Raw genomic sequence first — 22,931 nt, 5'->3', positions numbered from 1 at the left:
CATGTTCGGAAAACTCACGCTCGACGCCGTTCCCTGGCACGAGCCGATCATCATGGGCACGGGCGCCGTCGTGGCGCTCGGCGGTCTTGCCTTGCTCGCCGCGATCACGATCGCGGGCAAGTGGGGCTATTTGTGGCGCGAGTGGATCACGTCGGTCGATCACAAGCGCATTGGTGTCATGTACATCATTTTCGCGGTCGTCATGCTGCTGCGCGGTTTCGCCGACGCGATCATGATGCGCGCGCAACAAGCCATCGCGTATGGCGACGCCGCGGGCTATCTGCCGCCGCATCACTACGACCAGATCTTCACGGCGCACGGCGTCATCATGATCTTCTTCGTGGCCACGCCGCTCATTCTCGGCTTGATGAACGTGGTCGTGCCGCTGCAGATCGGCGCGCGCGACGTGGCCTATCCGTTCGTCAACTCGCTCTCCTTCTGGCTTTCGGTGGTGGGCGCCGTGCTCGTGATGGTCTCCATGTTCGTGGGCGATTTTGCGGCCACGGGCTGGGTGGCCTATCCGCCGCTCTCGGAGCTTGGTTATAGCCCGACAGTGGGTATGGACTACTACATATGGTCGCTGCAGCTATCGGGCCTCGGCACCACGCTCTCGGGCATCAACTTCATCGTCACGATCCTGCGCATGCGCGCGCCGGGCATGGACATGATGAAAATGCCGGTGTTCGTGTGGACGGCGTTCATCACCAACATCCTGATCGTTGCCGTGTTCCCGGTGCTCACCGCCACGCTCGCGCTGCTCACGATGGACCGCTACTTCGACATGCACTTCTTCACGAACGAGCTGGGCGGCAACGCGATGATGTACATCAACCTGATCTGGGTCTGGGGTCACCCGGAGGTGTACATCCTCATCTTGCCCGCATTCGGTGCGTACTCGGAAATCATTGCGACGTTCTCAGGCAAGCCGCTGTTCGGCTACAAGTCGATGGTCTATGCCACGGCGTCGATCGGCATTCTTTCGTTCTTCGTGTGGCTGCACCACTTTTTCACGATGGGCTCGGGCGCGAACGTCAATGCGTTCTTCGGCATCATGACCACGGTCATTTCGATTCCGACCGGCGTGAAGCTCTTCAACTGGCTCTTCACGATGTACCGCGGCCGCATCCGCTATCACAGCGCCACGCTCTGGACCATCGGCTTCATGGTGACGTTCGCCGTGGGCGGCATGACGGGCGTGCTGCTGGCCGTGCCTGGTGCGGACTTCGTGCTGCATAACTCGCTCTTTCTCGTTGCGCACTTCCATAACGTGATCATCGGCGGGGTGGTGTTCGGTTGTCTTGCGGGTGTGAGCTTCTGGTTCCCCAAGGTGTTTGGTTTCACGCTCAACGAGTTCTGGGGCAAGGTGTCGTTCTGGTGCTGGCTGATCGGCTACTGGCTCGCGTTCACGCCGCTCTACATTCTCGGCTTCGAAGGCATGACGCGACGCATGAATCACTATGAAGTGGCCGAGTGGCATCCGTGGCTCGTGGTGGCGCTCGTGGGCGCGGTGTTCGTGGGCCTCGGCATTCTCTCGTTCATCGTGCAGATCGTGGTGAGCCTGCGCGATCGCGAAGCGAACCGCGACGTGACCGGTGACCCGTGGGATGGCCGCAGCCTCGAGTGGTCGACCGCTTCGCCCGCGCCGTTCTACAACTTCGCCGTGCTGCCGGAGATCACCTCGATGGAGCAGCACTGGGACAACAAGGAAGCGGGCCGCGCCTACGTGCAGCCGCGCAGGTACGAAGACATCCATATGCCCCGCAATACGGGTGCGGGCTTCATCATCGCCGCATTCAGCCTGCTGTTCGGCTTTGCGATCGTATGGCACATGTGGCTGTTCGCGGTGGCGGGGCTCATCGGCATGATCGCCACGTTCATCGTGCGCACTTACAACCAGGACGTGGATTACTGGGTCCCGGCCGCCGAGGTCGAGCGCATCGAGAACGCGCGCTTCAAGCAACTCGGCATCCAGCGTTTCGATCAATCCGAGCACATTGAGGAGATGGCGTAAACCATGGCTCACGCTGCTACTAATCACGCCCATGGTCATGGTCATGGCCATGATCACGACAGTACCAGGACCACACTGGGCTTCTGGATCTACCTGATGAGCGACTGCCTCATCTTCGCGACGCTCTTCGCCACGTTCGGCGTGCTCGCGAATGCGACGGCAGGCGGTCCGGGCGCGAGAGATCTGTTCGAGCTGCCCTACGTGCTAGGCGAAACGCTGCTGCTGCTTGCGAGCAGTGTCACCTTTGGCATGGCCATGCTGAATCTCTACGCGCAGCGGCGCGGCCAGGTGATCGTGTGGCTCGCCGTCACGTTCCTGTTCGGCGCGGGCTTCGTCGCGATGGAGGTGAACGAGTTCGCCAAGCTCATCGCCGACGGAGCGGGGCCCGGCACGAGCGCATATCTTTCGGCGTACTTCACGCTGGTCGGCACGCACGGCCTGCACGTCACGGCAGGTCTGTTGTGGATCGCGATCATGATGCACCAGACCTTCAAGTTCGGTCTGACCGGCACGGTTCGCCGCCGCCTCGCTTGCCTGAGCCTCTTCTGGCACTTTCTCGATCTCGTGTGGATCTGTGTGTTTACGTTCGTTTATCTGCGAGGTTTCCTGTGAGCCAGTCCCATGCCACTCACCACGCCGTGCATGACGCGTCGCACGGCAGCCTCAAGGGCTACATGATCGGCACCGTGCTCTCGCTCGTGCTGACGCTCGCGTCGTTCGGTGTGGTGATGTTTCGAGTCGTTTCGCCGGCCTTCGGGCTTGCGGCCATCGTCGTGCTCTGCATCGCGCAGCTCGTCGTGCAACTCGTGTATTTCCTGCATATCGGTGCATCACGCAGCCAGCGCGCCAACACGGCCATTTTTGTCTGCACGGCGTTTCTGATTGCGGTGATTGTCGGGCTTTCGCTGTGGGTCATGCACAACGCGAACGTCAACATGATGCCTACGCAGATCTCGATCGACCGCGCCATGGCGCACGATTGACGCGTTATGTTGCGTCCCTCAATACGCGCGCGCCGGAAACCTCAGGCACAGTGCATGCGCTATACGAAGCGTCGCGACACATCGTCGCTTTTACGTGGAGTGTGACCATGAACAAGGACCAGGTGAAGGGCACGGCTGAGAAGGTGAAGGGCAAGGTCAATGAGGCCGTGGGCCGCGCAACCGACAACCCGGCGCGCGAATTGAAGGGGGACCTCCAGCAGGAAGCTGGTCAGGCACGCAAGAACGTTGGTGACATGAAGGAGGCCGCAAAGGACATGGCGAAGGACGTGAAGCGCCATCACTGACAAGCGGTCACTGACAAGCGATGGCTAACCCACAGCGCCGCCGCCTCGAAAGGGGCGGCGGCGTCATGCTGTCCGCACCTGGCGCGAGCTCGGCGCTCAGGCCGGCGGGCTCAGCACCGCGAAGGTCGCGTTGGCTTTGAGCACGCAGCGCTCATCGACGATCAGGCGGCACGTGGCAAAGCGCAGGCGTGCGCCCATTTTGTCGAGCGCCACGTGCGCTTCCAGCCAGTCGCCGGGACGCACGGAACCGAGGTAATCGAGCCCCAGATGCGCCGTGACCGCCGGGCGTTCGCGTCCCGCCGCGCGTATCATGGCCGCGCCAATGGCGGTGTCGGCGAGCGTGGCCAGCATGCCGCCGTGCGCGATATCCAGATTGTTCAAATGGCGCTCGCTGACGCGCGTGCCGATCACGCCGCGCGCTTCGTCGACGTATAGCGTGCCGAATTGACCCATATAGCCCGTGCGGAACGGCAACGCCACGAAGCCGGGCGGCGGGGCGTCGTCGTCGCTTTCGGCGGCCGCGTGCGCAACGTTCAGCGAGATGTCATTCGCGTGCAGGCGATCGTTCATGGTTCGGGTTCCTGAATCAGGGAATCAGCCCTTTCGCGCGGCCGATGGCGACCGCCTGGGTACGGTTGCCCGCGCCGAGCTTGGCGTTGATCTTGCGAAGATGCGACTTCACCGTCAGCTCCGACACGAACAGCTTCTCCGCGATCACGCGGTTGCGGTGGCCTGCCGTAAGCATGCGCAGCACGTCCAGCTCGCGCGCTGTGAGCGCGTCGCCGGGAGCATCCGCGGCGTAGGGCGAGAGATCGGCGGCACCCGTCGTCGAATCCGCCATGCGCGCGTGGGAGGGAGCCACGCCGTCCAGCAACTGGGCGACGAAACCGGGCACCACGCCTAGCGAGCCGATCTGCGTGGGGCCGCGCTCGGCCCACGCGCGAAGCAGGCGCATGAGTGCTTCGCCTTCATCGAGGAACGCGCGCACGAAGCCTTCGTGGCTCGCCATGCGCAGCGCTTCCGTGAGCGTGTCGAAGGCGGCGGTGCGCTCGCCGTTGCCGTCGAGCGCGAGTGCGAGCAAAACTCGCAACTTCAGCGCGCGCCAATGACGCCGCCGCGCGCTCGCCTGCTCCAGTGCTTCGCTCAGCGCCGCGCAAGCCGTGGCGTAGCGTCCTTGCGCGATATCGAGGCGGCAGCGCGCGATCACCGGTTCGTCGATCTCGCTCGCGTGATAGGAGACCCCCGGGCGCGCCCAATCCGCGTGCAGCGTGGCCGCGCGCAGCGCCTGCTCGGCGGCGTCGAAGCGGCCATCGAGCGTGGCGACGCGCGTGCGTTCGAGCCATGCGGCGCTCACGGCGCGGTCCGATTCGACTGCGCGGCCCAACTGTTCGAGCTCGGCGAGCAGGCGCAACCACTGCTCGACATTGCCTTCGATGAGCGCCGCGCGCGCCGAAAGCACATGCGTGGCGATCAGCCCGTCAGTCACGCCCACACGCTTGGCGCGCGGCAGCGCATCGGCGAGCAGATGCGTCATTTCATCGAGCGCGTTTTTCTCGTAGAGCGCGAGCGAGCGCACGCCGTCCACGCTGGTGCGGCCGCCGCCCGAGTCCACGGTGCGGTTCGCCGTGGCGTTGGCCGCCGAAATTTCGAGCCGCGCCAGCGCCGTGCCAAGCCGCCCCTGCACCAGATCGATGCACCCTTCGATGGTTTCCGCCATCGTGCGCATCACGACATAGGGATGATCGTGAGCGCGCCGCAACGCACGCGAGAGCACGCCGCGCGCTTCGTCGTAACGATCGGTGCAGACGTAGCTGAAGGCGAGCGAATTCGTGAGGCTATAGAACGAGAAGTTCGCACGGTCAGGCAAGCGATCGAGCAGGGTAGCGCTCGTTTGCGCGCATGCCTCGACCTGGTCGGTGAGCGCGAGCAGTACGCCGCGAATCGCTTCGGCCACGAAGGCCACGCTGTCCTGGTTGGGCTGCCCGACGCTGCCCTCGACAATGCTCTGCGTCGTGCGCATGGCGTCGGCATAGCGGCGGTTCAGGAGCAGCACCCATGCGTAAGTGAGGCCGACGTCGGGCCGCGTGGCGAGCCGCGCGGCGCCGATGCGGTCGAGCCAGCGCATCAAAAGGCGCAGCCGGCCGCTGCCGAGCAATGCACGCGAATGGCGTGCGATTTCGGCGAGCGCGCCGGCTTCGTCGCCCGCGTCGAGGAGATGGTCGATGGCGGGCACGGGACGTTGCGCATCGAGGTACCAGCGTGCGGCCGCGCCGTGCACTTCGCGTTCACGTTCCGGCTGCGCCGCACGCAGCCGATGCTGCAAGAAGCTCGCGAACAGCCGGTGATAGCGATACCAGCTACGCTCGCCGTCGAGCGGCACGAGAAAGAGATTGGCGCGCTCCAGATAGTCCAGCATCTCGCGGCTGTCGTTGCGTCCGGTGGCGGCGTCGCAAAGCGCGGCGGAGAACTCCGGCAGCGCGCTCGTCTCCAGCAGGAACGAGCGGCACGCTTCGGATTGCCGTGCGAGGATGTCCTCGGCGAGATATTCCGCGAGCTCGAGGTTCGTGCCCGAAAACGAGGCGACGAAGGCCGCATGGTCGGTGCGCGTGCGCAGCGAGAGCGTGGCCAGATAGATGGCCGTGGCCCAGCCTTCGGTGCAGCGATGAAGCGTGGCGATATCGGCGTCGCGCAGCGGCAGCGCGCATTTCTCGCGGATGAATGCACTCGCCTCCGCGAGCGTGAAGCGCAGTGCGGCAGGATTGATGTCGAGCAGCTCGCCGCGCGCGCGGATGCGCCCGATGCCGAGCTCGGGCGTCACGCGCGAGGCGGCCACGAGCGCGTTGCCAGGCGGCAGGGCGGCGATCAGGTCTTGCATGAAGGCGAGCACGGCGGGGCTCTGGACCGACTCGAAGTCGTCGAACAGGATGGCGAGCGGCTTGCCGTGCGCCGCCACGCGCTCGATCAGGCTCGACGCGAACGTGTCCGGGTCGAGCGTGAGCGCGCGCGGCGTGCGTGTGCCGGGCAACGCGGCGTCGAGATGCTGCAGGAAGCGCCCCAAGTCGTTGTCGGCGGCGTCGAGGCGCAGCCACGCGACCTCGCGGCGATGGGCGCGGCAATGCCCGGCGTACTGCTGCAGGAGCGTGGTCTTGCCGAAGCCCGCCGAAGCGCGGATCAGCACGAGACGCGCCGTCTGGGCGCTTGCAATCGTCTCGATCAGTTGCCTGCGCAACAGATGTGACGGGCTGTCCGCGGGCGGCGTCAGCTTCGACGCGACGATTCCGCGGGGAGGATTCTGATGGCCGCTCGCGGCGTGGGCATCGATGATGTTCACAGGCGCTGTTTCCTTCTGCGGCGCGCGCGGCGGCGCGCCTTGCGGGACCACCGGCCGCGCGGGTTGGCGCGGCGGCGGACCTGTCTCACTCGGTTCGTTATTGCTGGCGCGAAGGGTCGCGCCCTGTTTTTACGCTGCTTGCGCAACCGTAAGGCTATTCTTCCACAGCGGCGGCCCGACGTCGTACTCCTTTCGAACGATTCGTGTGCACACCCCAAAATCCTCCCTTCGGCTCAGGACAGCGGGCGGGCGTGCGCCTAAAGTGACATCGACTTCACGGCAGCCGCGCCACGATCGACCAACCGGCGATCAACTGGCGATCAACTGGCGATCAACTGGTGCAGCCAGAACGACACAAAGAAGCTCGGAGACACCATGTACCTCACTCAAGGCCTGCATCGCTGCGTGCAGCAACACCCCGCGGAAGTCGCGATCCGCTTCGGCGAGCGCGCGCGCACTTTCGCGGAGCTGGGCGCGCGCGTGGCGCGGCTAGCCGGCGCGCTCCAGTCGCTCGGCATGGGCGCGGGCGACCGCGTGGGCATGCTCGCGCTCAATTCCGACCGCTATCTCGAATACATGCTCGGCGTGTGGTGGGGCGGCGGCGTGCTCAACCCCGTGAATATCCGCTGGAGCGTGCCCGAGATCGCCTACTCGCTCGACGACTGCGACACGCGCATCCTGCTGGTGGACGACCACTTCCTGCCGCTCGCCGGGGACATCGCGGCGAGCGCAGCGCATCGCCCGACGCTCGTCTACACCGGCGAGCGTGAAGCACCGCCCGGCATGCTCGCTTACGAGGCGCTGATCGCGCACGCGCAGCCTGTGGCAGACGCGTTTCGCGGCGGCAACGATCTCGCGACCATCATGTACACCGGCGGCACGACAGGCCGACCCAAGGGCGTGATGCAGTCCCACCTGAACCTGTGGTCGTCGGCGACTACGCGCATGGCGGAGTTTCGCGGCTACGCGCACGCCATTTCGCTGCATGCGGCGCCGCTTTTCCACACGGCGGCGATGGCGCGCGCGGTGGGCCATTTCGTGGCCGGCGATACGCACGTGGTGGTGCCCACTTTCGAGCCGCGCGCGGTGCTCGAAGCGATCGAGCGCGAGCGCGTGGACGAGGTCCTGCTCGTGCCGACCATGCTGCAATCCGTGCTGGAGCACCCCGACTTCAGCCGGCGCGACCTTTCGTCGCTCAGGCGCATCTATTACGGCGCTTCGCCGATCGCCGCGGGTTTGCTCGACGCCGCGCTCGCGGCGCTGCCCGGCATCGAATTCTTTCACGCTTACGGTCTCACGGAGGCGTCGCCCGTGGTGTCGGTCAATCCGCCCGCGAACCATGGCCCCGAAGGGCGCGCGAGCGGCCTGTACCGCTCGGCCGGGCGTGCGGGCTATGGCGTGACCGTGATGATCGTCGATGCCGAAGGTGTGGAAGTGCCGCGCAATACCGTGGGCGAGATCGCCGTGCGCGGCGCGAACGTCATGCTCGGCTACTGGAACAAGCCCGAAGAAACGCGCGAGGCGCTGCGCGACGGCTGGCTGCATACCGGCGATGGCGCCTATATGGATGAAAACGGCTACCTCTTCATCGTCGACCGCATGAAGGACATGATCGTGACGGGCGGCGAGAACGTCTATTCCGCCGAAGTCGAGAACGTACTCTCGCGCCATCCCGCCGTTGCGCAATGCGCCGTGATCGGCGTTCCCGATGCGCGCTGGGGCGAAGCCGTGCACGCCGTGGTCGTCGCACGTAGCGGCAGCGACGTGGACGAAGCCGCGCTGCGCGAGCACTGCCGCCAGTTCATCGCCGGCTACAAGTGCCCGAAGAGCGTCGAGTTCCGCGAGGCGCTGCCGCTTTCGGCCGCCGGCAAGATTCTCAAGCGCGATCTGCGCGCGCCGTACTGGCAGAGCCAGTCCCGACAGGTGGGCTGATCCGCACGGGTGGGCATCGTCATCGTTAAATAGCAATCTCACTTAATCAGGTATCCAAAATGAGCAACAAGGTTGTAGTAGCCGGCGTTGGCATGATTCCGTTCACCAAGCCCGGCGCGAGCGACGACTACGCCACGATGGGCGCCAATGCCGCGAAGGCAGCACTCGCCGATGCGCGCATCGACTACGCGCTCGTCGAGCAGGCCTACGTGGGCTACGTGTTCGGCGATTCGACCTCCGGCCAGGCCGCCATCTATGGCGTGGGCCTCACGGGCATTCCTGTCGTGAACGTCAACAACAACTGCGCGACGGGCTCCACCGCGCTCTTCCTCGCGCGCCAGGCCGTGGAAAGCGGAGCTGTGGAATGCGCCATCGCGCTCGGCTTCGAGCAGATGGTGCCCGGCGCGCTCAAGGGCGCGTACACCGACCGTCCCACGCCGATGGAGCGTTTCGTCAAGACCATGCTCGACGTGCAAGGCTTCGACGAAACCGCGCCGCGTGCGGCGCAATTCTTCGGCGGCGGCGGCCGCGCCTACATGAAGGAATACGACATCAAGCCGGAGACGTTCGGGCGCATTTCCGTGAAAGCGCGCCAGCACGCCGCGCGCAACCCTTTCGCCGTGTTTCGCAACACCGTGACGCTCGAAGAGGTGATGGCTTCGCCCGCCGTCTTCGATCCGCTCACGCGCTTGCAGTGCTGTCCGCCCACGTGCGGCGCTGCCGCGGCGATCGTGTGCTCGGAAGCGTTCGCGAAGAAGCACGGACTCGACACGCGCGTGGTCATCAAGGCCCAGGCGATGACGACCGACCGCAACAGCACGTTCGACGAAGGCGACATGCGCAAGGTGGTGGGCTACGACATGACGCGTGCCGCCGCGCAACAGGTGTATGAAAAGGCGGGCGTCGGCCCCGAAGATATTCAGGTCGTCGAACTGCACGACTGCTTTACGGCGAACGAATTGATCACCTACGAGGGGCTCGGCCTCACGCCCGAGGGCACGGCGGAGAAGTTCATTCTCGACGGCGACAACACCTATGGCGGCCGTGTCGTCACGAACCCCTCGGGCGGCCTGCTTTCGAAAGGCCATCCGCTTGGCGCAACAGGTCTCGCGCAATGCACCGAACTCGTGTGGCAACTGCGTGGGCAGGCGCAGGACCGCCAGGTCGCCGGCGCGCGCTTCGGCCTCCAGCACAACCTCGGACTCGGCGGCGCGTGCGTGGTCACGCTCTACGAGCGCCAGTAACGCGAGGCCCGACGATGATCGACAAAAGCCATATCGGCGCACTGATCTCGCGCCACACGGCACTCGTCGAGGCGGGCCGCCTGCGCTTCTTCGCGCGGGCGACCGGCCAGACGGACAGCCGTTACGTCGACGACGAGGCCGCCAGAGCAGCCGGCTATCCCGCGCTGCCCGTGCCGCCCACGTTCCTGTTCTGCCTCGAAATGGAATCGCCCAATCCGCGCGCGACCGTCGAGCGCCTGAATATCGACATCGGCCGCGTGCTGCACGGCGAGCAGCGTTTCCGCTATCACCGCATGGCATTCGCGGGCGAACGCCTCGCATTCGAAACACGTATCGCGGACATCTACGACAAGAAGGGCGGCGCGCTGGAGTTCGTCGTGCGCGAAACACGCGTGACGAACGCACAAGACGACGCGCCCGTTGCAGACCTGCGCAGCGTGATCGTCGTGCGCAACGGTTGATAGAAAAGCAGGAGCAGGAGCCAACATGCAATCGATTCGTTTGAACGACCTGGCCGTAGGCAGCGCGTTGCCGCCGTTCGTTGCCGCGCCGCTCACGCGCCTCACGCTCGCACTTTACGCGGGCGCCTCCGGCGACCACAACCCGATTCACGTCGATCTGGACTTCGCGCGCCGCGCCGGCATGCCCGACGTGTTCGCGCACGGCATGCTTTCCATGGCGTATCTCGGGCGGCTGCTCACGAACTGGGTGCCGCAGCAGGCCGTCCGCGAGTTCTCGGTGCGCTTCGCGGCGATTACGCAGGTGGGCGACGCCATCACCTGCAGCGGCGTCGTCACCGAGCGCGACGAGACTGCACGCACCGTGAGAGTCGCGCTCACCACGCGCGACGCCCTCGGCGAAATCAAGCTGTCAGGCGAGGCGCTCGTCGCGCTCGACGCCTGAACGATCCATCACACACACGGAGTAGACAGAAGATGAGCAAGCTGGTTGGCAAGGTCGCGATCGTATCGGGTTCGGGCCGCGGCATCGGCCGTGAAATTGCACTGAAGCTCGCGGGCGAAGGTGCGGCAGTCGTGGTAAACGACCTGGACGCCGAACCCGCGCAGAGCGTGGTGGCCGAGATCGTCCAGGCGGGCGGCAAGGCCGTGGCGTGCGCGGGCAGCGTGACCGAGGCGGACTTCGGCACGCGCTTCGTCGGCACCGCCCTCAAGGAATTCGGACGCCTCGACATCATCGTCAACAACGCGGGCTATACGTGGGACAACGTGATCCAGAAGATGAGCGACGAGCAATGGAACGCCATCATGGACGTGCACGTGAGCGCGCCGTTCCGCATCCTGCGAGCCGCCGCCGACTACTTCCGCGAAAGCGCGAAGGCCGAAGCCGATGCGGGCCAGGAAGTGTTCCGCAAGGTCGTGAACATCTCCTCCGTTTCGGGCGTGATGGGCAACGCGGGCCAGGCGAACTATTCGGCCGCGAAAGCCGCGATCAACGGCCTCACAAAGGCGCTCGCGAAAGAGTGGGGCCGCTACAAGGTCAACGTGAACAGCGTGGCGTTCGGCCTCATCAAGACGCGTCTCACCGAGGCGGTGGCAGGCGAGGGCAATAGTGCGACCATCGACATCGCGGGCCAGGAAATCAAGGTGGGCGTCAACGCGCAGCTTATGAAGAACATCGAGGCGATGATTCCCATCGGCCGCGGCGGCACGCCGGAAGAAGCCGCGGGCGCGGTGTATCTCATGTGCATTCCCGAATCGAACTACGTGACGGGGCAGGTGCTGGTGGTCGGCGGCGGCCGTCCGTAATACGTGCCTCGCATAGAAGGAGTCGAACATGGCTGATTACCGCAGTCCGTGGATCACGGACGATCTCGTGCTGTTCCAGGACTCGATCCGCAAGTTCATCGAACGCGAACTCGCGCCACACGAGGAGCGCTGGTGGAAGCAGCAGCACGTGGACCGCGAGGTGTGGCGCAAGGCCGGCGAGTTCGGCATGCTCTGCGCGAGCATTCCCGAGGAATACGGCGGCGGTGGAGGCACCTTCGCGCATGAGGCCATCATCGCGCTCGAGCAGTCTCGCGCGATGGTGTCGAGCCTCGGCACGAACGTGCATAGCGGCATCGTCGCGCACTACATCCTGCGCTACGGCACCGAGGAGCAAAAGCACAAGTGGCTGCCGAAAATGGCAAGCGGCGAACGCGTGGCGGCTATCGCGATGTCCGAGTCGGGCGCGGGATCGGACCTCAAGAGCATCAAGACGCGTGCGATGCGTGACGGCGATCACTATGTCATCAACGGCTCGAAGACCTTTATTTCGAACGGATTGCTCGCCGACCTGATCTGCGTCGTCGTCAAGACGGACCCGACGAAGGGCACGAAAGGCGTGTCGATCGTCGTCGTGGAAACGGACGATCTGCCCGGCTTCCGGCGCGGACGCGTACTCGAAAAGATGGGGCAGAAGGGCCAGGACACCGCCGAGCTGTTCTTCGACGACGTGCGCGTGCCGTGCGCAAACCTGCTTGGCACGGAAGAGGGTAAGGGTTTCTATCAGTTGATGCAGCAGTTGCCGCAGGAACGCATGATCATCGCGCTCGGCGCGCTGAGCGCGATGGAAAAGGCGCTGGACGTCACCACTGCCTATGTGCGCGAGCGCAAGGTGTTCGGCATGAGCCTGCTGGACATGCAGAACACGCGTTTCAAGCTCGCCGAATGCAAGACTCACGCGACCATCGCACGCACCTTCATCGACGATTGCATGGCGAAAGTGCTGCGCGGCGAGCTCGACGCGGAAACGGCCGCGATGGCGAAATGGTGGTGTACGCAACGTAGCTGCGAAATCATCGACGAATGCCTGCAACTGCACGGCGGCTACGGCTACATGATGGAGTATCCGATCGCGCGGCTCTACGTGAATGCGCGCGTGAGCAAGATATTCGGCGGCTCCAACGAGATCATGAAGGAACTGATCGCCCGCACGCTGTAACGTCTTAGGAGCACCAGATGGATTTGCGTTATACCGAAGCGGAACAGGCGTTCCGCGAAGAAGTGCGCGCGTTCGTGCGGGAGAATCTCCCCGCCGATATCCGCGAGAAAGTGCTCGCGCACCAGCGGGTGGAGAAGGACGATTACGTGCGCTGGCACCGCATACTCAAGGCGCATGGCTGGGGCGCGCCCACCTGGCCCAAGGCATTCGGCGGCACGGGCTGGAACGCGCTGCAGCGCCTGATCTTCGAGATCGAGACGCTCGGCGCGGGCGCGCCCCGCCTGTTGCCGTTCGGCCTCACGATGATCGGACCGGTGCTCATGAAGTACGCGAGCCCGCAGATGCAGGCGCGCTTTTTGCCGCGCATTCCGAACGTCGACGATTTCTGGTGCCAGGGCTATTCCGAGCCCGGTTCGGGCTCCGATCTCGCCTCGCTGAAAACGCGCGCGGTGCGCAAGGGCGACAAGTACATCGTACGCGGGCAGAAAACGTGGACCACGATGGCTCATTTCGCGGACTGGATTTTCTGCCTCGTTAGAACAGACTCCGAATCGAAGCCGCAGGAAGGCATTTCGATGCTGCTGATCGACATGAAGTCTCCGGGCGTCACCGTCCGGCCGATCGTCACGCTCGACGGCGGCCACGACGTGAACGAGACATGGTTCGAGGACGTGGAAGTGCCCGTTGAGAATCTCGTGGGCGAGGAGAACCGCGGCTGGACTTACGCGAAGTATCTGCTCGGGCACGAGCGCACGGCCATTGCAGGCATTGGCCATTGCTATCGCGAGTTGCGGCAGTTAAAGCACTACGCGGCGCAGGCCGCGGACGGCAAAGGCGGCCGCATGCTCGACGACGCGCGCATGCGCGACAAGATCGCTCGCCTCGAAATGAACCTCATGGCGCTGGAAATGCTGCTGCTGCGCGTGGCGACGGCAGATGGCGGGCGCGGCCCCGGCCCCGAGGCATCGATCGTGAAAATTCGTGGTTCGGAACTGCAGCAGGACATCGCCATGCTTCAGCAGGAAGTGGCTGGACCGCACGGCTGGCCCTACGCGCCGCGATGGCTCATACCCGGCGCCCATGCCCCCGTGAGCGGGCCGCAATGGGCGGCGCCTGCCGCGTCTACCTATTTCGACATGCGCAAGACCTCGATTTACGGCGGCGCGACCGAGGTGCAGAAGAACATCATCGCGAAGATGATCATCGGCTTTTAGGACACGCATATGGACTTCACGTATAGCGAAGAACAGCAAATGCTCGCGGACAGCCTGCGTCGCTTCGTCGAAAGCGAATACACGTTCGCGCAACGGCGCCGGCGCACGCGCGAGGGCGCGAGCTTCGATCGCACGATCTGGACACGGCTTGCGGAAATGGGCGTGCTCGGTCTCACGGCACCCGCCGAATACGGCGGGTTCGGCGAAGGCCCGGCGAGCCGGCTCGTGGTGCAGCGCGAGCTGGGCCGTGCGCTGGTGCTCGAACCGGTCGTTCCGTGCAGCGTCATGGCAACCGCGATCCTCGCGGCATACGCCAGTGCCGCGCAGCAGGATCACTGGCTTGGCGCGATCGCCACGGGGCGGCAGGTCGTCGTGCCAGCGTACGCGGAAACCGCGTCGCGCTACCGGCTCGATACGAACGCCACACGCGCGACGCCGGTTGGGCGCGGCTACGTGCTCAATGGCGCGAAAGCGCTGGTCTGGCATGGCGAAGCTGCGGATGCGTTCATCGTCAGCGCACGCGTGGGTGACGCCGCGGGCGAAATCGCGCTCTTCCTCGTCCCGCGCGAGAGCCGGGGCGTGAGCGTGGTCGGCTATCCGACCATGGACGGCCAGCGCGCCGCCGACGTATCGTTCGAGGCCGTCGCATTGGACGCGGAAGCCCTGATCGGCACGCCCGGCGACGGCGTGGCCGCGCTCGGTCACGGCGTGGACTGCGGGATCGCGGCGCTGTGCGCGGAAGCGGCTGGCGCGATGGAGCGCCTGATCGAGATCACCGGCGAGTATTTGCGCACGCGCCGCCAGTTCGGCCAGCCGCTCGCCGCTTTCCAGGCGCTGCAGCATCGCATGGCGGACATGCTCGTGCACAAAGAACTGGCGCTCTCCACGGCCTACGTCGCCGCGCAAGCGCTGGACGAACCCGATGCGCGCAAGCGCCGCCGCATGCTCGCTGCCGCGAAAGTGACGGTAGCCGAGGCGGGGCGCTTCGTTGGCCAGCAGGCGGTGCAACTGCACGGCGGCATGGGCATGACCGACGAGCTGGAAGTGGGCGACTATTTCAAGCGCCTGACGATGTTCGACCCGCTCCTCGGCGATATCGACCATCATCTCGCAAGCTATATCGAGGCGATGGAAGACTGAGCCTCGCGCTCCGCCCCGCGTCATGCGGGGCGGTTCTTCTTCGACTGTTCGACTCTCCCGAAAATGATCAGGACTACCATTGAAAATGGCGTCGCCACGCTGACGCTCGACAACGCGGATCGCAAGAACGCCCTGAGCGCCGCGGCGCTCGCCGCGCTCGCGGATGCCATCGAAGCATTGCGCCGCGACGCCACGGTGCGCGCGTTGATCCTGACTGGCGCAGGCAGCGATTTTTGCTCAGGCGGCGACGTGAGCGCGATGCAAGGTCCCGCTGATACGGCCGCCGTGCGCCGCCGCATGATCGAGAGCCAGCGGCCGTGCGAGGTGCTGGCGACGTTCGACAAGCCGGTGATCGCAGCGGTGGATGGGGTGGCGTACGGCGCGGGCTTCAGTATTGCGTTGATGGCCGACTTCATCGTCGCGAGCGAGCGGGCGCGTTTTTGCCTCGCTTTCGCGCGCATGGGCCTCGTGCCCGACCTGGCAGCGTTGCATACGCTGCCGCGCATCGTCGGCACGCAACGTACGCGTGAACTCGTCTACTCGGCCCGCGAGCTTCTGGCGCGCGAAGCGCAAGCGTTGGGCATCGTGCTGGAGGTGGTGCCAGGCGATGCGCTGTGCGCGCGAGCGCATGAACTGGCGCTCGCCATGAGCGCGCAATCACCGGACGCATTCGCGATGACCAAGCGTTTGCTCGCGCAGACTTTCGAGCGCGATTTCGGTGCATTGCTCGACGCGGAGGCGGCCGCACAGGCCATCGCGTTGACCTCACCGTATCTGCGCGAGGCCGCGGCGCGCTTCGCACGCAAGGAAGCGCCGTTGTTCCGCTGGCCACGCAACGACCGCGAAGCCTGAGCGCCCGATCGAACGGAGGAGCCTGCGGGCAAACCCTTGCTCCGTTCGAAGCACCGCGGAACACACTTGCGCCTTCTGCCGCTTCCTGCTTTAGGACCACGACAGTAATTTGTGTCCGCCCTAAGTTAACACCTATCGGAAAGAGCCGGCCCCGCTGGCGCCGAATAACGGAGACAAGCCATGACGAACGCGATCGCCACGCCCGAGGCGAGCCCGCCCCCTGCGCACGCCCACTTTACGCTGGACACGGTTTCGCCCGCCATCGGCGCGGAAGTGAGCGGTATTGACCTGCGCGAAACGCTGGACGACGCAACCGTCGCCGCGCTGCGCGCCGCGCTCGTGCAGCACAAGGTGCTGTTCTTGCGCGACCAGGACATCACGCCCGCGCAGCACGTAGCGCTCGCACGCCGATTTGGCCAGCTCGAAGTGCATCCCGTGTTCCCGCATCACGCCGAACATCCCGAACTTGTCCTGCTGGGCGGCACGCAGGCCTCGAAGGCGCGCGAGAACATCTATCACTCGGATGTCTCCTGGCGCGAAACTCCTTCGATGGCGTCGATGCTGCGTTGCGTGGAATGCCCCCGCAGCGGCGGCGACACGATCTGGGTGAACATGGCGAAGGCCTATGCTGATCTGCCTCAAGCCGTGAGGGAGCAACTCGCCGACCTCGAAGCCGTTCATGACATCATGCCGTCATTCGGCTCGCGCATGTCGGCCGAAGAGCGCGCCGCAAATCGCGTGAAATTTCCCGCCGTTACGCACCCCGTGGTCCGCACGCATCCCGAAAGCGGCGAAAAAATCCTGTACGTGAACGAGGGCTTCACGACCCATCTTGCGAATTATCTGAGCAAAGGCACGTTTCGCGTGGGCTTCGACTACCGCTACGGCGAACTCGAACTGCTCCAGTATCTGTTTCGCCAGGCCGCCGTGCCAGAGTACCAGGTTCGGCTGCGCTGGGCGCCCAACACCATCGCGTTCTGGGACAACCGCTCGACCCAGCACTACGCCATTCAGGACTATTTCCCGGCCGTGCGGCGCATGATGCGTGCAACGATCATCGGCGACAAGCCGTTTTGACGCCTCGCGCATTCCAATGCGCATCCCAATCGACAGGAACCGTTAGCTGTGCACACGATCGACCAGTACTACATTGGCGGCCAGTGGGTCGCGCCCGCGCCAGGCGCGAATATTCATGAGATGGTTTGCCCTGTCACGGAGGCGGTGACGGGAACCGTGCTCCTCGGCACGCACGCCGATGTCGAGCGCGCCGTTGCCGCGGCCCGCGCCGCGTGGCCCGCGTGGTCGGTCACGCGTGTTGCGAGCCGCGTGGCGCTGCTCACGCGCATCATCGAGCGCTATACCGCGCGCTATGACGAACTCGCGCGTGCGGTGAGCAATGAAATTGGCGCGCCGATCAAGTTGAGCCACGAACTGCAGGCGCGCGTGGGCCTCGCACAACTGCAGAGCGTGCGCGCCGCACTGGAATCGTTCGAATTCAGCGAGCGGCGCGGCACGACCGAGATCGTGCGCGAAGCCGTGGGCGTTGTCGCGCTCATCACGCCGTGGAACTGGCCGCTCAACCAGATTGCGGCGAAGGTCGCGCCGGCGCTCGCGGCCGGCTGTACGGTCGTGCTCAAGCCTTCGGAGATTGCGCCGCTCGACGCGCGTCTCTTCGCGGAGATACTCGACGAGGCTGGCGTGCCGCCAGGCGTATTCAACCTGGTCTTCGGCGACGGCGCGACGGTGGGCGCCGCACTGTCCAGCCATCCCGACATCGACATGGTGTCGATTACGGGCTCGACGCGAGCGGGGGCGCAGGTCGCCTCGAGCGCGGCGGCCACGGTCAAGCGCGTGGCGCAGGAGCTGGGCGGCAAGTCGCCCAGCCTCGTTTTCGAAGACGCCGATCTGCCAACGGCGGTGAAAGCGAGCGTGCTGGCCTGCATGCTGAATTCGGGACAAACCTGTATCGCGCCTACGCGCCTGCTCGTACAGCGCAGCCAGTACGATGCGGCCATCGAGGTTGCGTGTGCAACGGTCAACGCGCTGAAGGTCGGCGAACCGGCCGCGGCGGACACGATCCTCGGCCCGATTTCCAATCGTGCGCAGTACGAAAAAGTCCAGCGGATGATTGCGATCGGCATTGAAGAGGGAGCGCGTCTCGTGGCCGGCGGCCAGGGTAGGCCCGCGCACCTGGCGCGCGGTTTCTTCGCGCGGCCAACCGTGTTCGCCGACGTGCGCAACGACATGACGATCGCGCGTGAAGAAATCTTCGGACCGGTGCTCGCAATTCTTCCGTTCGATACGGAAGAAGAGGCCATCGCCATCGCGAACGACACGCCGTATGGCCTCGCCGCCTACTTGTGGTCCGGCGACGCAGCGCGCATTCGGCGCGTGGCGGCGCAACTGCGCGCGGGCAGCGTGCAGATCAACGGCGCGAAGATGGATCTTGCCGCGCCGTTCGGCGGCATGAAGGCGTCCGGCAATGGCCGGGAGCACGGCGCGTATGGCCTCGCGGAGTTCCTCGAATACAAGCAGATTACGGGTTGCGCGGCATGAATCGAACCGAACAGGAATTCGACTACGTCGTGATCGGTGCGGGGTCGGCGGGTTGCGCGATTGCCGCGCGTCTTGGCGAAACCGCGAGCGCGAGCGTCGCGCTCATCGAAGCCGGTCCGAGCGATCACCACTACACGGTGTGGGCGCCGCTCGGTATTGCGGCGACGGTGCCGCGCGAGGGGCCCCGCAACTATGCGTTCCATACCGAGCCGCAAGCCGGCCTGGTCGGCCGCCGTTCGTATCAGCCGCGAGGGCGGGGTCTCGGCGGCAGTTCGTCGATCAACGGCATGGTCTACATTCGCGGTCATCGCGTGGACTTCGACGCGTGGGCGGACGCGGGCTGCACGGGCTGGAGCTATGAAGACGTGCTTCCGTATTTTCGCCGCAGCGAGTCGAACGAGCGTTACGCTGGCCGCGACGACGATCCCTTTCACGGTTCGCGTGGCCCGTTGCACGTGAGCGAATTGCGCTCGCCCAATCCATTCTCGCGGCATTTCATCGCGGCGGCATTGCAGGCGGGCTTGAAGCCGAACCCCGACTTCAATGGCGTTGACCAGGAGGGCGTTGGCCTCTATCAGGTCACGCAGCGTAACGGCGAACGCTGGAACACGGCGCGTGCATGGCTGCACGGCGGCCATCGCGACGACACGGCGCACAACGGCGGCCGCGAATGGCTCACGGTGCTGACCGGAGCACGCGCGCAGCGCATCGTGTTCGAAAGAACGCGCGCCGTGGCAGTCGAGATATGGCGTGACGGCGTTGCGCAAACCGTGCGAGCGCGCCGCGAGATCGTGGTGAGCGCGGGAACGTTTCATTCCCCGCAACTGCTCATGGCCTCGGGCGTCGGGCCAGCGGCGCATCTGCGCGAATTTGGCATCGAGGTCGTCTATGACGCGCCGCAGGTCGGCCAGAATCTGCAGGACCATCTGGACATCATCGTGAACAAGCAGGTCGCGTCGACCGAGTTGTTCGGGCGCTCCGTGCCGGGCCTGATGCGGCTCGCCCGCGAAATTCACCGCTACCGGCGCGAGCGCACCGGCATGGTTACGTCGAACCTCGCCGAGGCGGGCGCATTCGTGCGAAGTGCGCCGGGTCTCGCCGCACCCGACCTGCAACTGCATTTCGTGCCCGCGATGCTTGGCAACCGCGGCGAAGGCAAGCCGCCGCGCGGGCACGGCTATTCGTGCCACGCATGCGTGCTGCGGCCACACAGCCGCGGCGACGTGACGTTGCGCTCGCCTCACATGCACGATGCACCGTCGATCGATCCGCGTTTTCTCGCCGACGAACGCGACATGGCAGGCATGGTCGCGGGCGTGAAGCTGGTGCGCCGGATCTTCGCGCAGGACGCGCTCGCGCGCCATGGCGGCCGCGAATTGTTCACGGGTGACATCGCGCGGGAGGCGGAGGGAGACGAGGCGATTCGCGCGTTCGTGCGCCGCAACGCCGACACGGTGTATCACCCCGTGGGCACCTGTCGCATGGGCGCCGATGCGCAATCGGTCGTCGATCCGCAGTTGCGCGTGCGAGGGGTGACGGGATTGCGCGTCGTGGACGCGTCGGTCATGCCTACGCTCGTGGGCGGAAACACCAATGCGGCAGCGATCATGATCGCGGAAAAGGCGGCGGACCTGATGCGCGCCGACATCTAGGCGGCGCCAGTCATTACGCTTTCTGCTGATTTTTAGTTGATTTGGATAACGAATCAACTCAGTGCCGCGTTAGAACCCCGAGGTCAAGACTCATGCTTCAGATCGAACAATCCGTGGCCGCGCCGCATGCTGTGCGTGCACGCAACGGCTGGACCACCGTGGCCGTGCTGTTTCTGTTCATGGCGCTCAATTTCGCGGATAAAGCCGTAGTCGGGCTGGTTGCGGTTCCGATGATGCGGGACATGGGATTGAGCCCATCGCAGCTTGGCATCGTCGGCAGCGCGTTTTTCGTGTTGTTCGCCGTGTCGGCCGTCGGCGTGGGATGGATCGCGGACCGCCTCGATCCCACGTGGCTGCTCGCCGGGCTTGCGCTCGTGTGGGTGGCCGCGCAGTTGCCGATGATCTGGCCAGCCAGCTTCGCGACGCTCGTGATGTGCCGCATCGTGCTGGGTGCGGGCGAGGGCCCAGCGTTGCCGCTCGCGATGCACGTGACCTATGAGGCCTTCGACGACCGGCGGCGCAGCCTGCCCACGCTGATCGTGCAACTCGGCGCGACGGCGGGGCTCGTGCTAGCCGGCCCCGCGCTGACGTTCGTCGAGCAGCGCTGGCACTGGCGTGCCACGTTCCTCGCGCTCGGCGTAGCGGGCGTGGCGTGGGTCGCGCTATGGCTCGCGGTGCGGTTCGCGGGGGCGCCGGGCGTGCGCGTTCGGGCAGGGGCGGCCCCGCGCGCCGTCACGCCCGGCTGGCGTGTGCTGCGCTCGCATTTCGGCAGCGCCACGGTGCTGACCGTCTTGCTCCAGTCGTTCGCGGGCTATGCGGTCGTCGCCTGCGGCATCACGTGGATGCCCGTGTATTTCCGCCTCGGGTTGGGCTTGCCCCCCGCACGCGCAGGCTGGTTGTTCGGTCTCCAGGTGCTTTTGCAAGTGCCGGTCGGGTTCGCACTGGCCACGCTCTCGCACGCGCTGCTCAAGCGCAACGTCTCGACGCGCATTGCGCGAGGCATGCTCGTGAGCGGGTGCTGCACGCTCGGCGGCATCTTGCTGTGCGCCTCGTTTGCACCGTGGGCGCCGCTCGTGAAGGTGGCGCTGGTGGGCGTGGCATGCGCATTCGCCACTCAGGCGTTCACATTCGGACCGCAACTCGTGGCCGAAGTCGTGCCGGGCGCGAACCGCGCGGCCATGCTCTCGAGCGTTCATGCGCTCGCCACGACGGCCGGCTTGTTCGCCCCGGCGCTCATGGGACGTCTCGTCGAATCGACGGCGGGCTCACACGGTTACGAAGCGGGTTTCGGCGCGATGGGCGCACTTCTCGCCGTAGCCGGCGTGGCCGGCTTTTTGTGGCTGCAGCCCGCAAAGGAGGGCCGTGGGGCGCGCTGACGTTCGCGTACCCGATTCAAGCGAATTTTTTTGCCGGGTTCTTTAGTAATTCGCTGTGCGATCCATTCCGCCAACGAGCGGATACCGACAACAGAAGAGGAGACATGCATGCGTTTGAAGCTGATTAGCCAGGGAGTGATGGGCGCGACGTTCGCAATGGCCACGGGCGCCGCCTGCGCCCAGACGAGCGTGACGCTGTACGGCGTGGCCGACACGTTCTTCCAGTACCTGAACAACGGAGGCGCCGCGGCCGTTTCCCAGCGCAGCGGCGGCTCGACGGGCTCGATGTTCGGCCTGAAGGGTTCCGAAGACCTGGGCAACGGGCTCAAGGCGAACTTCGTGCTCGAAAACGGCTACAACATCAACAACGGCGCGGGATTTGCGGACACGACCGCCTTGTTCTATCGCCAGGCGTGGGTAGGCGTGGCGCACGGCGACTACGGCGCGCTCACGTTCGGCAGGCAGTACCAGCCGAGCTTCCGGGCCGTCTACCCAAGCGATCCGTTTCGCGCCAACGAGGTGCTTTCGCCGCTTTCGGCTGCCGTGCTCGCGACCGATCGGAACACGCTTTCCGCGCAGTACGCCGCGGGCCGCACGAGCAATTCGATCCTGTATGTCTCGCCGAAAATGGCCGGGTTCCAGCTCAACGCCATGTATGGCTTCGCGGCGACCGTGACGCAACCGGTGCCGGCGACCACGGGCAATATTCTCGACGTCTCGGCAACCTATACTGGCTATGGCCTCTTCGTCGGCCTGGCCTACATGAATGAGCATTCGGGCACGGTAACCGTGCCGGGCCTGCCGTCCGCCCTCACGCTCGTGGGCACGGAGCACTACACGGCGGCGCTCGCCTACCGTATCGGCATTGTCAACCTGCAGGCGAATTATTCGTACGCGAGCCCGAGAACACCGCCCGCGCATTCGCTCGCGGCCGTGCTCGGCACCGCGCATGCGTATAACGTGGCGGAGGTTGGCGCGACGATTCAGGCCACGTCGTTCGATGCCATCCAGATCGCGGGTATTCAGCGCAACATTCACGGCCTCAACGACGAAACGCTGGGCGTAGAGCTTGGCTACGATCACCAGATATCGAAGCGCACGAGCCTTTACGCGCGCGCCGGTTATCTGAAGAACCACGGCCAGGCGACGATGAGCTGGCCCGGCATTTCCGTCACGGCGCCGCAATCTTCCCAAACCCTTGCGGTGATCGGCATCTCGCATCTTTTCTGAAGCGAATTACTATGTAGTGCAAATAGATGGCGAGGCGGCGCGGCATGGCGGCCTCGCCGCTTTCGATATGCCTTCATTTCGCCATATGCAACAAGAGGGTAGCGGCGCCGCGAAATGCCCTCAAAACAGGTATGCTGCAGGCATCCCGTGTGTCCCGCGCGG

Annotated in this window: 20 protein-coding genes; 18 read left to right on the top strand and 2 right to left on the bottom strand. The window is 65.3% G+C overall.

The genetic code is table 11. The features are described from left to right. Position 1: 1 nt before the first annotated feature. The 4 genes from cyoB to M3I54_RS12375 all read left to right on the top strand — a co-directional run bounded on the left by cyoB (position 2) and on the right by M3I54_RS12375 (position 3,299). Positions 2-2,011: a cytochrome o ubiquinol oxidase subunit I gene (cyoB, locus tag M3I54_RS12390; protein ID WP_254336175.1), complete on the top strand. Its 2,010-nt coding sequence runs from the start codon at positions 2-4 to the stop codon at positions 2,009-2,011. Positions 2,012-2,014: 3 nt separating this feature from the next. After that, complete coding sequence (gene cyoC, locus M3I54_RS12385; protein ID WP_254336174.1) at positions 2,015-2,623, top strand: cytochrome o ubiquinol oxidase subunit III; 609 nt, start codon at positions 2,015-2,017, stop codon at positions 2,621-2,623. Next, positions 2,620-2,994 carry a cytochrome o ubiquinol oxidase subunit IV gene (gene cyoD / locus M3I54_RS12380; RefSeq protein ID WP_309249603.1) on the top strand — a complete coding sequence of 125 codons (375 nt, stop codon included), beginning with the start codon at positions 2,620-2,622 and terminating at the stop codon, positions 2,992-2,994. Before cyoC ends, cyoD begins: the two co-directional genes overlap by 4 nt. Positions 2,995-3,101: 107 nt before the next feature. Then, complete coding sequence (locus M3I54_RS12375; RefSeq protein ID WP_133186942.1) at positions 3,102-3,299, top strand: CsbD family protein; 198 nt, start codon at positions 3,102-3,104, stop codon at positions 3,297-3,299. A 96-nt stretch (positions 3,300-3,395) separates the two neighbouring features. On the opposite strand, the gene M3I54_RS12370 is transcribed toward M3I54_RS12375, so the two are convergent. After that, positions 3,396-3,869 carry a PaaI family thioesterase gene (locus tag M3I54_RS12370; RefSeq protein WP_254336173.1) on the bottom strand — a complete coding sequence of 158 codons (474 nt, stop codon included), beginning with the start codon at positions 3,867-3,869 and terminating at the stop codon, positions 3,396-3,398. Between the two features lie 16 nt (positions 3,870-3,885). After that, positions 3,886-6,630, bottom strand: coding sequence for a LuxR C-terminal-related transcriptional regulator (locus M3I54_RS45115; protein ID WP_254336172.1), 2,745 nt, complete (start codon positions 6,628-6,630; stop codon positions 3,886-3,888). A 375-nt stretch (positions 6,631-7,005) separates the two neighbouring features. Between M3I54_RS45115 and M3I54_RS12360 the strand changes: the two genes are divergently transcribed. The 14 genes from M3I54_RS12360 (at position 7,006) to M3I54_RS12295 (ending at position 22,769) form a co-directional block, all read left to right on the top strand. Beyond that, a complete protein-coding gene (locus tag M3I54_RS12360; RefSeq protein WP_254336167.1) occupies positions 7,006-8,562 on the top strand; it encodes a long-chain-fatty-acid--CoA ligase in 1,557 nt (518 codons plus the stop codon). A 59-nt stretch (positions 8,563-8,621) separates the two neighbouring features. Next, positions 8,622-9,806 carry a lipid-transfer protein gene (locus tag M3I54_RS12355; RefSeq protein WP_254336164.1) on the top strand — a complete coding sequence of 395 codons (1,185 nt, stop codon included), beginning with the start codon at positions 8,622-8,624 and terminating at the stop codon, positions 9,804-9,806. Between the two features lie 14 nt (positions 9,807-9,820). Continuing rightward, positions 9,821-10,267, top strand: a complete 447-nt coding sequence (locus M3I54_RS12350; protein WP_254336162.1) for a MaoC family dehydratase N-terminal domain-containing protein — start codon at positions 9,821-9,823, stop codon at positions 10,265-10,267. 25 nt (positions 10,268-10,292) lie between these two features. Next, on the top strand, positions 10,293-10,709 hold the full coding sequence (locus M3I54_RS12345) for a MaoC family dehydratase (protein WP_254336160.1): 417 nt from the start codon (positions 10,293-10,295) through the stop codon (positions 10,707-10,709). A gap of 32 nt (positions 10,710-10,741) precedes the next feature. Beyond that, positions 10,742-11,572 (top strand): SDR family NAD(P)-dependent oxidoreductase, encoded by an 831-nt coding sequence (locus tag M3I54_RS12340; RefSeq protein ID WP_254336158.1) that lies wholly within the window; start codon positions 10,742-10,744, stop codon positions 11,570-11,572. A 28-nt stretch (positions 11,573-11,600) separates the two neighbouring features. Further along, on the top strand, positions 11,601-12,749 hold the full coding sequence (locus M3I54_RS12335) for an acyl-CoA dehydrogenase family protein (protein ID WP_254336156.1): 1,149 nt from the start codon (positions 11,601-11,603) through the stop codon (positions 12,747-12,749). 17 nt (positions 12,750-12,766) lie between these two features. Then, positions 12,767-13,963, top strand: coding sequence for an acyl-CoA dehydrogenase family protein (locus tag M3I54_RS12330; protein ID WP_254336154.1), 1,197 nt, complete (start codon positions 12,767-12,769; stop codon positions 13,961-13,963). A 9-nt stretch (positions 13,964-13,972) separates the two neighbouring features. Next, entirely contained in the window at positions 13,973-15,103 is a 1,131-nt protein-coding gene (locus M3I54_RS12325; protein WP_254336153.1) for an acyl-CoA dehydrogenase family protein, read from the top strand. A 63-nt stretch (positions 15,104-15,166) separates the two neighbouring features. Continuing rightward, positions 15,167-15,955: an enoyl-CoA hydratase/isomerase family protein gene (locus tag M3I54_RS12320; RefSeq protein ID WP_254336151.1), complete on the top strand. Its 789-nt coding sequence runs from the start codon at positions 15,167-15,169 to the stop codon at positions 15,953-15,955. A gap of 180 nt (positions 15,956-16,135) precedes the next feature. Continuing rightward, positions 16,136-17,032: a TauD/TfdA family dioxygenase gene (locus tag M3I54_RS12315; protein ID WP_254336149.1), complete on the top strand. Its 897-nt coding sequence runs from the start codon at positions 16,136-16,138 to the stop codon at positions 17,030-17,032. Between the two features lie 48 nt (positions 17,033-17,080). Then, complete coding sequence (locus M3I54_RS12310; protein WP_254336147.1) at positions 17,081-18,511, top strand: aldehyde dehydrogenase family protein; 1,431 nt, start codon at positions 17,081-17,083, stop codon at positions 18,509-18,511. Beyond that, positions 18,508-20,163 carry a GMC family oxidoreductase gene (locus tag M3I54_RS12305; protein ID WP_254336145.1) on the top strand — a complete coding sequence of 552 codons (1,656 nt, stop codon included), beginning with the start codon at positions 18,508-18,510 and terminating at the stop codon, positions 20,161-20,163. Before M3I54_RS12310 ends, M3I54_RS12305 begins: the two co-directional genes overlap by 4 nt. A gap of 92 nt (positions 20,164-20,255) precedes the next feature. Further along, positions 20,256-21,539, top strand: a complete 1,284-nt coding sequence (locus M3I54_RS12300) for an MFS transporter (protein WP_254336144.1) — start codon at positions 20,256-20,258, stop codon at positions 21,537-21,539. A 114-nt stretch (positions 21,540-21,653) separates the two neighbouring features. Further along, entirely contained in the window at positions 21,654-22,769 is a 1,116-nt protein-coding gene (locus M3I54_RS12295; RefSeq protein WP_375542132.1) for a porin, read from the top strand. Positions 22,770-22,931: the final 162 nt, after the last annotated feature.

This window comes from Paraburkholderia sp. CNPSo 3274, assembly GCF_024206475.1.
Taxonomy (GTDB): Bacteria; Pseudomonadota; Gammaproteobacteria; order Burkholderiales; family Burkholderiaceae; genus Paraburkholderia.
This window is presented reverse-complemented; position numbering and strand designations above follow the sequence as displayed.